Source organism: Bacillus sp. JCM 19034 (genome assembly GCF_001310635.1).
Lineage (GTDB): Bacteria > Bacillota > Bacilli > Bacillales > Bacillaceae_D > Halalkalibacter.
The window spans coordinates 26,998-41,165 of the sequence record NZ_BAXR01000008.1 but is presented as its reverse complement, the minus strand read 5'-3'; the positions used below and the strand labels follow the sequence as shown (position 1 = coordinate 41,165).

The 14,168-nt window shown below is 34.4% G+C and carries 15 protein-coding genes and 2 pseudogenes; 16 read left to right on the top strand and 1 reads right to left on the bottom strand.

Features of this window, described 5'->3' with window-relative positions; translation table 11 throughout:
• Nucleotides 1-27 precede the first annotated feature (27 nt).
• The 14 genes and pseudogenes from JCM19034_RS13070 (at nt 28) to JCM19034_RS13010 (ending at nt 11,546) form a co-directional block, all read left to right on the top strand.
• A complete protein-coding gene (locus JCM19034_RS13070) occupies nt 28-1,869 on the top strand; it encodes a glycoside hydrolase N-terminal domain-containing protein (protein ID WP_062050386.1) in 1,842 nt (613 codons plus the stop codon).
• Between the two features lie 15 nt (nt 1,870-1,884).
• Complete coding sequence (locus tag JCM19034_RS13065) at nt 1,885-2,334, top strand: hypothetical protein (RefSeq protein WP_231686952.1); 450 nt, start codon at nt 1,885-1,887, stop codon at nt 2,332-2,334.
• A gap of 292 nt (nt 2,335-2,626) precedes the next feature.
• Complete coding sequence (locus tag JCM19034_RS24165; RefSeq protein ID WP_269431705.1) at nt 2,627-2,752, top strand: hypothetical protein; 126 nt, start codon at nt 2,627-2,629, stop codon at nt 2,750-2,752.
• A gap of 224 nt (nt 2,753-2,976) precedes the next feature.
• Complete coding sequence (locus tag JCM19034_RS13055) at nt 2,977-3,441, top strand: helix-hairpin-helix domain-containing protein (RefSeq protein WP_231686951.1); 465 nt, start codon at nt 2,977-2,979, stop codon at nt 3,439-3,441.
• A gap of 237 nt (nt 3,442-3,678) precedes the next feature.
• Nucleotides 3,679-4,636 (top strand): annotated as a pseudogene (locus JCM19034_RS13050) (tRNA dihydrouridine synthase).
• Nucleotides 4,637-5,254: 618 nt separating this feature from the next.
• Nucleotides 5,255-5,452, top strand: a pseudogene (locus tag JCM19034_RS24160) (MerR family transcriptional regulator); the annotation flags it as partial.
• Between the two features lie 42 nt (nt 5,453-5,494).
• Nucleotides 5,495-6,100, top strand: coding sequence for a GyrI-like domain-containing protein (locus JCM19034_RS13045; protein WP_231686959.1), 606 nt, complete (start codon nt 5,495-5,497; stop codon nt 6,098-6,100).
• Between the two features lie 87 nt (nt 6,101-6,187).
• Nucleotides 6,188-7,186 carry a C45 family peptidase gene (locus JCM19034_RS13040; protein ID WP_062050375.1) on the top strand — a complete coding sequence of 333 codons (999 nt, stop codon included), beginning with the start codon at nt 6,188-6,190 and terminating at the stop codon, nt 7,184-7,186.
• Between the two features lie 605 nt (nt 7,187-7,791).
• Nucleotides 7,792-8,217 (top strand): TlpA disulfide reductase family protein, encoded by a 426-nt coding sequence (locus JCM19034_RS21095; RefSeq protein ID WP_197276406.1) that lies wholly within the window; start codon nt 7,792-7,794, stop codon nt 8,215-8,217.
• A gap of 112 nt (nt 8,218-8,329) precedes the next feature.
• The gene (locus tag JCM19034_RS13030; protein WP_062050371.1) at nt 8,330-8,866 is read left to right on the top strand and encodes a GNAT family N-acetyltransferase; all 537 of its coding nucleotides are present in this window, start codon (nt 8,330-8,332) and stop codon (nt 8,864-8,866) included.
• A 351-nt stretch (nt 8,867-9,217) separates the two neighbouring features.
• The gene (locus tag JCM19034_RS13025; RefSeq protein ID WP_062050369.1) at nt 9,218-9,592 is read left to right on the top strand and encodes a MazG nucleotide pyrophosphohydrolase domain-containing protein; all 375 of its coding nucleotides are present in this window, start codon (nt 9,218-9,220) and stop codon (nt 9,590-9,592) included.
• 18 nt (nt 9,593-9,610) lie between these two features.
• Nucleotides 9,611-9,910, top strand: a complete 300-nt coding sequence (locus JCM19034_RS13020; RefSeq protein ID WP_062050367.1) for a hypothetical protein — start codon at nt 9,611-9,613, stop codon at nt 9,908-9,910.
• Nucleotides 9,911-9,925: 15 nt separating this feature from the next.
• Entirely contained in the window at nt 9,926-10,951 is a 1,026-nt protein-coding gene (locus JCM19034_RS13015; RefSeq protein WP_062050365.1) for a DNA cytosine methyltransferase, read from the top strand.
• 37 nt (nt 10,952-10,988) lie between these two features.
• On the top strand, nt 10,989-11,546 hold the full coding sequence (locus tag JCM19034_RS13010) for a hypothetical protein (RefSeq protein WP_062050363.1): 558 nt from the start codon (nt 10,989-10,991) through the stop codon (nt 11,544-11,546).
• A 275-nt stretch (nt 11,547-11,821) separates the two neighbouring features.
• Here JCM19034_RS13010 and JCM19034_RS13005 read toward each other — a convergent pair whose 3' ends face one another.
• A complete protein-coding gene (locus JCM19034_RS13005) occupies nt 11,822-12,664 on the bottom strand; it encodes an HAD-IIB family hydrolase (protein WP_062050361.1) in 843 nt (280 codons plus the stop codon).
• Between the two features lie 78 nt (nt 12,665-12,742).
• Here JCM19034_RS13005 and JCM19034_RS13000 point away from each other — a divergent pair, with 78 nt between their 5' ends.
• Together JCM19034_RS13000 and JCM19034_RS21835 are read left to right on the top strand one after the other, a co-directional pair.
• Nucleotides 12,743-13,729: a LacI family DNA-binding transcriptional regulator gene (locus tag JCM19034_RS13000; RefSeq protein WP_062050359.1), complete on the top strand. Its 987-nt coding sequence runs from the start codon at nt 12,743-12,745 to the stop codon at nt 13,727-13,729.
• A gap of 255 nt (nt 13,730-13,984) precedes the next feature.
• Complete coding sequence (locus JCM19034_RS21835) at nt 13,985-14,125, top strand: hypothetical protein (protein ID WP_156323979.1); 141 nt, start codon at nt 13,985-13,987, stop codon at nt 14,123-14,125.
• The last annotated feature ends 43 nt before the right edge of the window (nt 14,126-14,168 follow it).

The following is a 14,168-nucleotide window of genomic DNA, read 5'->3' as shown; positions in this document are numbered from 1 at the left end:
AAAATGCATCTAATGGGGGGAGTAAGCTTGACTGATTATAACAACAGTCGTTATAAACTTATTTTAAAATATCCTGCTTCTTGGTGGAGAAATCAGTGGAGAGAAGCACTACCTTCTGGAAATGGGAAAATCGGGGCTGCTGTGTATGGCGGTGTTAATCAAGAGACAATTGTCATCAATCATGAAGATTTGTGGCATATGGGGAGAAAAGATGAGCTACCTGATGTAAGTGATACTCTTAAAGAAACGAGGTCGTTAATCGCAAATAAACAATTTAATGAGGCAAATTGGTCATTAACCAATGCTTTGAAAAGAAAGAACTATCAAACGCGCCTCGCTTCTGTTATGCCTTTAGGTGATTTAAAAGTCAGAATGTCTAATAAAGAAGTATTTCAGCATTACCGTAGGGTTTTAAATATGGAAACAGGTGAGATTGATGTAAGTTGGAAAGAAGGTAAGCAAAGAATTAGTAGACGATTGTTTGTTTCGAGAGCAGATGATGTCATTGTTTATGAGCTGGAATCAGAAGCAGAAATAGATTCTGTTGATTTCCAAGTTTCATTACATAAAAGTGATAGTCATAAGATGCATGATAAGGTGGAAAAATTATCGAAAACGGTAAAGGATAAAGCAGATGGGAACTTTCTCTTTTATTCTGTGACAAATGATGACCATACGGATTTTGGAGCTGTTATTAGAATTGTCCCAATGAATGGGCAGTGTGTAACAAATGCTCATTCAATCAATTGTAAACAAGTGAAAAAAGTAATTGCTTTTATTAAAGTTTTTGTTAAATCCGACCATCAGCTTGAGTGGCCAAAACTACAAAAAGAGCTAGTATTAGTTAGACCGAATTATCAGGAACATTTAAATCGTCATGTTCCTTTACATCAACAATTATTTCATTCCGCTTCATTATCTCTAGAAGGGAATGACTATACACGTTCAAATGAAGAGCTATTATTAGAAGCATATGAAGGCGACGTTTCATTAGAGCTAATAGAAAAAATGTGGTCTTTTGGTAGGTATCTTTTTATATCGGGAACAAGAGACCGAGGAGAACCGTTTAGTATGTATGGCCTTTGGGCCGGAGATTACAACTTAATGTGGGGTCACCGAATGGCTAATGAAAATATACAAATGATGTATTGGCACGCCAATGTAGGTGGGTTAACAGAATGTATTCCACCACTGTTCTACTATTATGAAAATATGCTTGATGATTTTCGAGAGAATGCTAGTAAGCTTTTCGGATGTCGTGGAATTTATATTCCGGCTGGTACGACACCTGGTATTGGTGTTCCAAACCAAATCGTTCCTGTCATAATGAATTGGACTGGTGCAGCTGGTTGGCTTGCACAGCATTTCTATGACTATTATTTATATACAAATGATGAAGAATTTCTAAAAGATCATCTTCTCCCTTTTATGAGAGAAATTGCGTGTTTTTATGAAGACTTTTTAGTAAAGGGGAATGATGATACTTATACTTTTATCCCTTCCGTATCTCCAGAAAATACACCTCAAAATTTCATGCCCAAAACAAGTGAACCAATCGCACATCCGATGCCAACTGCGATTAATGCAACAATGGATATTGCAATTGTAAAAGAATTATTACAGCATTTAATTGAGGCTTGTGTCCACACAGAGCTTTACTTAGAAGAAATAGAAAAATGGGAGACAATATTGAACGGCTTACCAGCTTATATGTTAAATCATGAGGGGGCATTGAAAGAGTGGTCAAACACTGAATTTGAGGACCGCTATGACCATCGACATTTGTCTCATATTTATCCGTTATTTCCTGGAAAAGAACTTCAAGAAGAAAGTGAAACAGCTTTTTTGAAGCATGTAAGAAAGCAGTAGAAAAGAGAGTAATAGGTGCACAGACGTTGGTCATTTGCTCATATGTCCTGTATTTATGCTCGGTTACATGAAGGGAACAAAGCGCTTCAACATTTAGAATATTTATCACGCTCCTGTTTGTTAAGCAATTTCTATACCTTGCATAATGATTGGAGGAATATGGGGCTAACGATGGAAATAGAAACAGCACCGGTGCAAATGGACGCAAATTTAGGGTTGGTTAATGCGGTACAAGAAATGCTCCTTTTTGTCTCAGAAAACCTACTAAAGATATTACCAGCAATTCCCGAAAAGTGGAAGAGAGGTAGTGTGAAAGACTTTCGGTTTTATACAGGGCGAATTTCTTTCTCCTGGGATGTAGAAGAAGGGAAGTTTGAGGCTGAAATAAGGCAGTTAGGAGAACAGTTGTTACGATTAAATTACCTAATTTTGTTGCCGGCTTTACATATTTGGGCGAAGAAATAACAATATCGAAGTCGAACTTAGGGGCAGCCTATATTGACATAAAGCTGCAAGCTAATCAAAGCTTGAAAATATTTAATAGATAGAGCGGTTGCGAAAAAGCATAGCAGTAAAAAACTGTCTTTCATAGAATTATCTATAAATAGTGAATGTAAATCTTTATCAATAGTCGTGGACAGGTAGTAGCGTAAAAAGAGAATGTATGAATAGAAGCGATAGTTTCCAAACAAATCGCCGAATACTCGCCAAAAAAGAGATAAGACGTTCAAGCCGTATATGCGGAGGTAAAGGGTATTTGAATTTTGATCAAATAGATGCTACTAATAGCTCAGCCCTGCAATTATCGGTTGTGGGGATGCTACATTACGAACAAGTTGTTTTCAAGGTTCAATTATTTAAAATAAAGGTTGTTCATTTGTAAAACGATTGAGAAATAGCCTGTTGTGTATAAAGCAACAGGTTTTTTCTTTTTTAACAGTCCATATACTTGAATAAATGCTTTGGATATTTATGTTAAAATAAAGATAGAGTGTGTGAAAAGAAGCAGTAGAAGTAACTTTGTCTGGAAGAAGTGTTTATGAAAATCTCGGATTTAAAAATATGATGAATATGTCAAAGCCATTATCCTGAATGGAGGGGGAAACTTTGAAAGAGAAAAGACCTAAATTACCTCTAACAGAAGAGGAAAAGCAAACACTTAGGAAAATGAAAATAAAATTAAGTGACTTCCATAAATTAAAGATAGAAGATATATCTAATTCATTAGGTGTTGATATTGAACGAGCGAAAATGTTGAAAGGTTTAGCAACGTTTCAACAAGTACCTTCCATCGGTTATAAATTAGCTTCGAGGTTGGTAAATCATCTCGCTTATTATAGCCTTGATCAACTAAAAACAGAAAATTGGGCAGAAGTCTTTCATAAATTAGAGTTGAAACTTGAGTGTTGGATTGATTCTTGTGTTGAAGATCAAATTATTTGTGTTATTCATTATGCAAATTATCCCGATAGTGAAAAACAGTGGTTTGACTTTACAAAGGAAAGAAAAGCATATAGACAACAACATGGTTATCCAATTTCAAGACCGAAAATAGCTTGGTATGAAAAGTAAATAGAAAATCATCTTCAAGCGTTTCTTGAATAACAAAGGATCGCTCCCCTTGTGCTGCTAACGAACCTGTGTACTCTAATATATAAAATTATATCGATCATAATCATCTACAATTTGAAAAAAAGCACGTAATAATGATATAAGTATAAAAGAAGCAGAGATATTTTTGCTTTTTATATTTTGGGGTTATATCATAAATTACCTAATGCCCTGAAACTGAAAGGATTTGGATTGATTATGACTGATAATTTTTGGCGTGAGTTACCACGTCCGTTTTTTATACTAGCACCAATGGAAGAAGTGACAGATGTTGTTTTTCGACATGTCGTAAGTGCGGCAGCTAGACCTGATGTGTTTTTCACAGAGTTTACTAACTCGGAAAGCTATTGTCACCCAGAGGGGCACCATAGTGTGCGTGGGCGTTTGACTTTTACAGAGGATGAACAACCGATTGTGGCTCATATATGGGGGGATAACCCTGAAAATTTCGGAAAATGAGTATTGGAATGGCGAAGGAAGGCTTTCGTGGTCTGGATATTAATATGGGCTGTCCAGTTCCTAATGTGACATCACATGGGAAGGGTTCTGGTCTTATCCGTCGTCCAGACGTTGCAGCAGAATTAATACAAGCAGCAAAGGCGGGGGATTACCTGTAAGTGTGAAGACAAGGCTTGGTTTCACGAAAATAGATGAATATCACGACTGGATTACACACATATTGAAACAAGACATCGCTAATCTTTCTATTCACCTGCGTACGAGAGAGGAAATGAGTAAAGTGGATGCCCATTGGGAATTGATTCCGGAGATTAAGAATCTCCGTGATCATGTGGCACCTGATACACTATTGACGATTAATGGGGATATTCCTGATCGTCAAACTGGCTTGGAGCTTGCTCGCAGGTACGATGTTGATGGCGTTATGATTGGGCGTGGTATTTTTCATAATCCATTCGCCTTTGAAAAGAATCCAAAAGAGCATAGTAGCGAGGAATTACTGGGTCTCTTAAGGTTGCATCTTGACCTCTATGATAAGTATTCAACCGAATACGAACCACGTCCATTTAAATCGCTTCAGCGTTTTTTCAAGATATATGTCCGTGGGTTTCGAGGGGCGAGTGAATTACGAAATCAATTGATGAACACAAAGTCAACTGATGAAGTACGGATATTGCTTGATAATTTTGGATACTAGTAAATGTAGTTAAGTTAGTTAGCTGCAAGGCATGTTTGTACAATTCATTTATGTAGTTGTACTGATAAAGAATACACAAACTAGATTGCCCTATTCATCTGATGGCTGCCATATTACCAATTCCTATTGGTGTATGGTAGCCTAATTTTCTATTTCCAGTGATTCGTAAAGTGTAACAAATTGAAATGATAGTGGCTAATGGGAATGTAAAAATAGTTCCGGAAGTGCATGATGGTAAGAATTATAAATTGTATATGGTATAGCTACTAAGTTTTTCCTATATTATAATACTAATATGAGAATTTATTTAACGTGATCCAGGCAGGTTGAGATTCACAATGGATGGGTGTAAATGAAAGAAGTTCAATTAACTGAAATTTTAATTTCAAATCTAGAACTAGTAGAAGAAGATTGAACGTTAATAAAGTATTGGTAGCTATTTGTATAGAGAAAATATAACAATCATTTAATTACCTTAGTAGTGATGCTAGAAACAGTCAAAGCCCTAATGAATGGAATTGAGTAGATGGCCGGGTGGTGTACGATACTCCGTTAATGAAAACTAATTAAATTATCATTATTGCATAAAGGCCATATTTTAGTCGAAAGGATAATACCATGTACTCCATAGGTAAATTTTCCAAAATGTGTAATACCCCTATTAAAACATTACGCTACTATAGCGACATTGGTTTACTAAAACCGTCTTACATAGATCCTGTAACAAATTATCGGTATTATGATTATGACAAAATTCAAATTATGAAAAAAATCACGCTTCTAAAGAGCTGTAACTTTTCCTTAACGACTATTAAGAAATTTATTGAAAGCTCTGATCCAATACAATGGAAAAGCATATTGGAGTATAAAATTGATGAGCTTGAGGATCAAAAAGAACAAATCTCTAAACAAATAGAAGAGATGAATCGGTTGAAAATGCAAATAGAAAAGGAAGCGTCTATAATCCCGGGACCTCTTTTATCTAGCTGTTATCTTGAAAATCGAGAGAGGATAACAGTTTATACCATTCGTGAAAAAATAAAGATGAAATTTATAGACAGGTTGGTTAAACATTTATTTGATCGAATGTATGCTTTTAATCTTGAAGTTATTGGAAAGCTAATGGCTATCTTTCATGAGTGGGATGTGAATCAAAAAGAAGCAGATGTAGAGCTGCTTCTTCCAGTTAAAGAAATGAATAATATAGACGGTTGTAAGATTTTAGAAGAGGGCATATATGCATGCTTGACTGTTAAAGGTCCCTATTCAGAGTTGGATGTAGGATATAAAAAGTTGAAAAGCTGGATAATAGAACAGAATCTAACGCAGATAGGGAAAGAGATAGAGATTTATGAAAAAGGACTTGTTCCTTCCGATTTTAATAGAAAAGAGATACGACCAGATTTAAACAGACATCCTTCAGAGTTCATTACTAAAATATGTGTGCCAGTTATAAAGAATTAGAGATATTGAAATAGGGTAGACCCTCCATTAACTGGAGGGTTTATTATTTTTATATATCAAAGAAAAAACTATAACGGAGGGATTACAATGTATCATCCGAGATTAAAAGGAAATGTTTACGAGGCAGGAAAGCATTATGCAGAAATCCTTTATAAAAATGGATTTCGATTCCCAAAAGTAACAGAAGAAAAATTAAAGTTTGGAGAGTTATGCAAACCTATTCTGACTGAATTTGACCCTGACATTGTAAAGGAAATACAAGGATTTGCTGATGGTTGTCATTCTTCTTTTGAAGAAGTAAGTTCATTTCTCTTATCAATAGGTGTATTTGAATTGGCTGGTCAATGTAGTATTTTCTCAGCATTCAACGGAAAAGAAATGTTTATTGGGCGTAATTATGACATGCTCTTAAGTTTGAAGAAAATTACAGAGGCCTCATTAGTATGTTTTGAAGGCAAGAATAAATACGTGGGTCATTCAGATTGTTTTATTGGAAAAGTTGATGGGATTAACCAGCATGGTTTATTCGTAGGAATTACATCAGTTCCACATGAAGGTATGAAGCCAGGATTGAATTTTTATTTTGTTGTTAAATATATTTTGGAAAATTGTTGCACTGTGGAAGAAGGAATAGAAGTGTTAAAAGCATTCCCAAGCTCGGTAGCTAATAACTACTTGTTAGCAGATCCATTAGGGAATATGGCTGTTGTGGAAGTTACCCCTAATGGCTATCAAGTACGCCTTCCTACCAATCATTATATTCATTGTACCAATCACCATGAAAGTACATCTGTAGCTGAAAGCTGGAATTGGAGCAAATCAAAGGAACGTTTTGAGACATTAGAGGTAAGACTGAAAGAAAACGTCAATAGAATGGATCTTTCCATTGCCCAATCAATTATGTCGGAAACGAAGGGGCATGTTTGTTTAAATTTGAAAGAGCATAATTTTGGTACGCTTTTCTCTGTTGTAGCAAACTTAAATACATTAGATGTAAAAAGAGCTGAAGGACAACCAAACAGAGCAAAATATTCATCAGATAGACGATTAAAAGATGCCGTTATAAAAGAGACATCTCATGTTTGACTATTAAACATTAATTTGAACTTGAATTCAATTCAAGCATATTTGCCCTATCTGTAAGATAACTGCTATGTTTCAAGAAAATTGGACATTGTATGATGGGGTGAAGGTAGTAATGATTTTCGTTTCTTGTTGCATTAACTATGGCATTCCTTCAACAAGGGATGCTATTCCTTATGTCTATAAATAGGAAATTTATGTTAAACTTAAGGAAAAGTCTCCTATAATAAAGTGAATTCTGAAAACAGTAGCTGTAGGACCTTTAAATTACCAAGTAGCACTCATAAATTTACTCCAAATCACACCATCAACTCTCATTATCAATATTGATATTTCCGAAGACAAACATGTCACACGTGCTTAAGATGATCGAGGTTTAGATTTTTTGAAGCGATTGGCTATGCTCATGGAGCTTTTTTATTCAAAAAGGAAGAAATATGAGAATTAAGTTAGACATATAATATTAGGTGATTGGCTGGTAGAGGCGGTATTTATAAAATAACAGAGTTCAAAGGAGGAGTTCTTCTGTTTAAAAAAGCATTTATTATCGTGTTATTTCTCTTGATTGCTATTACGATTATAACTACCAAATCAATAAAACTGATCATGTGAAGGTTGGTAATAAAGCGGTAGATTTTAGTCTTGAGGATTCTCAAGGTAATTTGACGTCCCTATCAGACTTTGAAGGTAATATCATTATATTGAACTTTTGGGCGTCTTGGTGTCCACCCTGTGTAAAAGAGATGCCTGATCTTATGGAAGTGGGTAAAAAATATGAGGATAACGGTGTGAGTGTCGTTGCAATTAATCGTACTACGATAGAAATTCAGCCTGAAGATGCAGAGGAATTCCTAGAAGATGAAAACATAGAATTATTCGTTTTATACGATATTGAAGATGAAGTTTCAAATCTATACAATATTCCTGGCGTGCCAGTAACGCTGATCATTGATCAAGACTTTAAAGTAATAAAAAGAATTAACGGTGAAGTAAATGAAGAAATATTAATTGCTGAAATAGAAGAGTTACTTTAATTGTTTAATGAAAACACTACGCTTACTAAGGATTGTCTTTGTTAACAATCCGAAAGAAGTGGATAACGTGAATGACGAGTTAACCATTTGGAAATCAAAGGAGGGGTTTTATTTGGAATTTAACACGGAAAGATTAACAATTAGGCCATTTAAGAGTAATGATTTACAGGACGTATTTACCATTTATGATAACGAGGAAACTTGTAAATATCTTTTGCATGATAAGTGGACATATGAAAATAGGCAGGAAGAATTTAATAAAAAGCTAGAAAATAGGACACTTACAAAAGAGACGATGTTAAGTTTAGCTGTAGTAACAAATACGAAAGTGATTGGTGATTTATCTATATGGTATACAGATATGAAGGATACTGTTGAAATTGGTTATAGTTTTTCAAATGAAGCAACAGGAAAGGGTTATGCAACAGAAGCCGTGAGTGGTTTAGTCAAGAAGCTATTTGATGAATTTGGTGTACACCGTATTCAAGCCAACCTTGATGCAAGAAATATAGCATCACAAAAGCTATGCGAGCGTATAGGGATGAGAAAAGAAGCTCATTTCATTCAGGATTATTGGAATAAAGGTGAGTGGACAGATAGCTTTGTATATGGAATGTTACTTACAGATTTACATGTACGGAACCAATAGAAGGCTTATACGGAGAGCATTATAGTGTTTACTTTCAGAAAGAAAGATGAAGAGCAAGATATGAAGTCACGAATGAAATAAATCATATTTTATTTCCCTAACTTCTTCCTAATTGAAATTTAGGTTTTATCCCCATTATTCATCACCACAATCAATAACCTCTAGCTTTAATATCATAATCGAAACAAGGACTACAGGGTTCCTTATGTTATTGAGGAGTAGTCCATTTTCTTTAACACTTTTTCCTAGTGCAAGTATACATGACCAGCCAATAAAGTAGAACAATAAATTTAAATGCATCTATTATTTTATGATATTATATATAGTAGTTTATTTCATAAGAGGTGCAAAATGAAGGATATCCAAGCTTACCTACGCAAATTTCAAAAAGATATGAACTGGGAAATCAATAGAAATAGCTACTCTGAATCAAGAGCATCTATTTTAAACAATTATATGCTTTTAACTACTGAAGTTAGTGAGGTCGCTGAGGAATTCAGAGCAATCTTTAATGAAACATCGAAGCTTATGAAGGAAGAGAACATGAACGAAGATGAGGCATTCGAATGTGCGAAAGAATTATATAAAGAGAACATCGGTAAGGAACTTTCTGATTGTATTGCATATATAGTAAAATTTGCAAACTATTTAGAGATCGATTTGGACGATAGTTTTTATACAAAAATGAATGAAATAAAGTCGAGAGTGAATAAAGACCAGGCGTAAATCAAGGAGGTGGATTGCATGGATGAGAAGTCAATTTTAGCAAAAAAATGGGGTAAAGAGCCGATAATGGACATAGCAAAATCTCTAAATTTAAGTTTAACAGAAACAATGGAACTGGCCTTAGAATTAGGATTACAGAATAAAGAGACGCTTAATATTGGAAGAACATGGACGACAGCAGAGGAAGAGTTTCTAAAAAAGCATTCAAACGAGCTAACTGTACGTCAAGCAAGTAATTTGTTATACAGATCACATTATGCTACGTATCAAAGAGTAAAATTACTACAATTAAATGAAATGATCATTACAAAGAAGTAATAGGTGGGTGTCAGCATGAAAGACCAAAATGATGTACTGAAGGATTTTAAATTTATTGACTTATTTGCTGGGATTGGTGGTTTCCACTCTGCATTACATGCGTTTGGTGCCAGTTGTGTATATTCCTCGGAATGGGATAAGCATGCCCAAAAAACATATTATGAAAATTACGGAATGATGCCCGAAGGTGATATTACACAAATCGATGCAAAAGACATTCCTTCCCACGATATTCTTTGTGCTGGCTTCCCGTGTCAAGCCTTTAGCATATCAGGTAAGCAAAAAGGGTTTGAAGATGCACGTGGAACGCTATTCTTTGATGTAGCACGGATAGCCAAACATCATAAACCAAAGATTTTATTATTGGAAAATGTTAGGAATTTCGAAAAGCACGACGATGGTAATACGTTGAAGACCGTTAAAGCGGTGCTAGATGAGATTGGCTACGACGTATGGCATAAAGTGTTAAATGCTAGTCATTTTGGTTTGCCACAAAACAGAGAACGTATCTATATCATTGCGATTAGGAAGGATTTCGAAGTAAGTCATTTCCAATTCCCTACTGGCACGTTTGAAAAAGTCTACTTAAAAGATATGACACTTCCTGATGAACTTACCGAGCAATATATAATTAATAGAGATGATATAACAATTGACCATTCTAAGGTGCCATCTGAAAATCTCTTTAATAATTATCCGCTTAAGCCAGTAAGGGTTGGAACAATCAATAAAGGTGGACAAGGTGAACGAATTTATAGTGACTTGGGACATGCGATCACGTTATCTGCTTATGGAGGAGGTCCAGGAAGTAAAACAGGTTGTTATTTAATTAATGGTAAGATTCGTAAGCTTGCACCAAGAGAATGTGCTAGAATTCAGGGATTTTCGGATGATTTCAAAATCCCAGTTAGTGACGCACAAGCTTGGAAACAGTTCGGTAATAGTGTTCCAGTCAATGTATTAAAAAGTATTATTCAAGCTTTAATTGAGACACCTGAGTTAAAATTACAGCCTAAAGGGGAAGAATTCATTACTCTTTAGCTAGCTAACGACTATTATTAACTAGGAGTAACGTTCCATGATAACCTACGACACTCATGTACTACCATATAAAAATCAATATCAAAAGGTGATCATTCCAGAGGAAAAAGTATTAAAAATAAGGGATTTTGTCACAGACCTTATTAAAGTGAAGGAAAAAGAAAATCACCATCTTAAAGATAATCGCTCACATTTCAAACGATACTTTACAGGAATGTTAGGTGAGGCTGCCTTAGAGGAGTTTTTGGGAGTTACTTCGATCATTGATTGGTCAATTGGCGAGTCAAAGAATTTTCATAAACCTGACTTGCAAAGTCTTGGTATCAAAGCAGGGATAAAAACCGTAGAGTATGGCCTATTTCCAGTCATTTTTAAAAAGTCCTATTCACCGGAAATTATTATGATAAAAGTCAGTAATCATCATATAGTCATTTGCGGTCTTGCTACTAGTCACATTTTGGATAAGTACCAATCTATTGAACTAATAAAAGACTCTAAGCTAAGAGCACGAGGTACCAAAACAGGTTTCTATGGCTTCCAACATCTAAAAACGTTCTATGATATTCAATCCTTAAAGGAAGCAATCAATAGCTAAATGTTTCCCATCAAATGAATTGAATAGTTGTTATGGAGGGGCATGTATGAGTCGAGAAGGAGCACAGAGAGGATTTACGAGGAAAACGTTAAAAAGTGTCAATAATAGAAGTAGAAGAATAAAACGTATAGCAAAGCAATGCTACTTATAATCTGCCGATTTATAAGAAGCATTGCTTATTTTTTATTTCAAATGGCTGTATCAAATTTCTGTAGATGACTTCCAACATAAACATACCCAATCTCTACTTTCCAGCTCACCTTAATATTTTAAAACTAAGAGCTTGGAAACAGCTTTCTTAAAATCTCTAATATACCGAGAGAATACTGTGCTGTTGTTACATTTTTATGTAAACTCTTTGCTTCACTAGTAGCATTACCTAAAAGATAACCATGCTCGACTGTTTTCAACATTTCTATATCATTTCCACTATCACCAAAAGCAATTGTATTTGTTAAAGGAACTTGATAATATCTAGTCATAAACTTTACTATTTCTTTTTTGCCAGTATTTAAAGGGACAAAATCAACATCATATGCGTCTATAGGATCTCCAGCTTTCGGATTACATCGGTTAATATTTATTCCTAAGCTGTTCGATTTTGCTATATGCCTAATGATTCTCATATCATACTGACTTTTTGTTAGGGAACTTTCAAAATAATAGTAGTTCCACTTATAGCCTTTTTGACCTAACTGAGTCTGCTCAACGAGCTTAATGTTATAGACATTGTATAGTTCACTTACAACATCCTTTACTGTCTCAGTTGAAAAATTAGCTTTCTTTAACCTGTTTTCCCATTCCTTATTGAGAATAAGATCATTGTTATTAACGTGATATAATTCTGTACCTAAGTTACTTCCAATGAAATGAGGGCTATAGGATATATTGGCTCGTTCTACTTTGTGAGCAATCTGATGTAAGTCACTTCCAGTTATCCAACCAACCTTTACAAAATGTTCATTAACTAAATAATACAGATACTCTTCCAATTCCGTTAAATTTCTTAACAATTCATTTGTACAAGCATGCGGAAAATATGTTTCATCAAAATCAAAAAAAATAAGATAATTTGCCTTATGAGCATTCGAAAAAGACTTATTAAATTTAAAGTTCATTTAGACCACCCCTTTGATTTTTTTTAATATAAATGCTGGGATTGGTCCCATGTCAATAATTTTCTAAGAGGTGAAGAGATGGTTAACATATATGATATTGCACGAATAAGTGGCGTTTCAAAATCAACAGTATCACGAGTAGTTTCTAATCATCCCCATGTATCAACTGAAACTAGAGAGAAAGTACTAAAAGTTATGAAAGAGTATGATTATGTTCCCAATTCCCTTGCTAGACAATTTCGTCAAAAGCATACTAAATGTATAGCCATTATAATACCTAATATAGACCATCCTTATTTTTGTCAGCTTGTTCGTTACATATCTGCTGCTTGTCATAATAAGGGCTTTAAAACCGTAGTGCATCAAACTTTTTTAAACAAAAATACTGAAAAAAGTGTATACGCTCAACTTCAAAGGAATGAATATGACGCTATCATTTTAGCGTCTTCTTTATTACCAGAAGTAGAGATCGCTAGCTATACAAAAAATAAAATAATCGTTGCTTGTAATGAGGTTTTCTCTGGTGAATTTTTTGACGTTTTTTGCATAAATGAGGAAGAAATAATTATGAAAGCAACCACATTCCTGCTAAATAAAGGACTTACTAGATTAGCCTTCTGTGCAGACAATATTACTTCTCCTTTACAACAAGCGAGATTGAATGGCTTTATTTTAGCTCACAATAAAAAAGGGGTAAATTATAACAAAGAATTTATCTTCAATAAAGTATCAAGTATAGAAGACGGAATCATATTAGGGGACAAACTATTCAAGTTCCATACAGAAATAGACGGTATTATTTCTGGAAGTGACTTCGTTGCAGCTGGGTTAATAAGTTCCGCTACTAGAAATAATATAGAAGTGCCTAATCAACTATCAATTATAGGGTTTGACAATCATCCAATATCTTTAGTTACCAACCCGCAAATTTCTACTATTAGTTATAAAATTCAAGAAATGTCTATTGATTTAGTTAATCATATAATTAACAAGATTGATGGAGAGGGGAAAGAGCCTATCAAAAAGGTATACTGCGGCGAATTTATTAATAGAAGTTCTAGTTAACAGAAGACATTCAATAACATCGATGACTGGAACAGTTGAAAGGTATTGGACTAGAACCAATAATACAGCTCATCGTTATGGACAAAGTAGTTTAAATGTTTAATCCAGATTATAAAGGTCTTAACTTGAGGCTGATATATTAAGGCATAAAAAAAATTGCAATAAAATACACTGATAAACATTGACATAGTACTAATTAAAGATTATAGTGAAAATAATAACTTAGTACTAACTCGAAAACGGAGAGGGGATAAAATGAAAAAGGTAATCAAGGGTGCCGTATACAACACCGAAACAGCGAAAAAAATTTGCGAACAGGTAACGGATGAAAATGATTACGAAATAGGAGCATATGTAAACAAATTAAAACAGCTTTTTAAAAACAAAAAGTGGTAACTATTTCTTTTTCATCAAAAAGAAATTTATTAAAGAGGCTTCT

What these genes read in the sequence shown, in the direction of transcription:
- JCM19034_RS13040 (WP_062050375.1), top strand. Translation starts at nt 6,188, where the DNA reads ATGTATCATCCGAGATTAAAAGGAAATGTTTACGAGGCAGGAAAGCAT.
- JCM19034_RS13025 (WP_062050369.1), top strand. Translation starts at nt 9,218, where the DNA reads ATGAAGGATATCCAAGCTTACCTACGCAAATTTCAAAAAGATATGAAC.
- JCM19034_RS13020 (WP_062050367.1), top strand. Translation starts at nt 9,611, where the DNA reads ATGGATGAGAAGTCAATTTTAGCAAAAAAATGGGGTAAAGAGCCGATA.
- JCM19034_RS13015 (WP_062050365.1), top strand. Translation starts at nt 9,926, where the DNA reads ATGAAAGACCAAAATGATGTACTGAAGGATTTTAAATTTATTGACTTA.
- JCM19034_RS13010 (WP_062050363.1), top strand. Translation starts at nt 10,989, where the DNA reads ATGATAACCTACGACACTCATGTACTACCATATAAAAATCAATATCAA.
- JCM19034_RS13005 (WP_062050361.1), bottom strand. Translation starts at nt 12,664, where the DNA reads ATGAACTTTAAATTTAATAAGTCTTTTTCGAATGCTCATAAGGCAAAT.
- JCM19034_RS13000 (WP_062050359.1), top strand. Translation starts at nt 12,743, where the DNA reads ATGGTTAACATATATGATATTGCACGAATAAGTGGCGTTTCAAAATCA.
- JCM19034_RS21835 (WP_156323979.1), top strand. Translation starts at nt 13,985, where the DNA reads ATGAAAAAGGTAATCAAGGGTGCCGTATACAACACCGAAACAGCGAAA.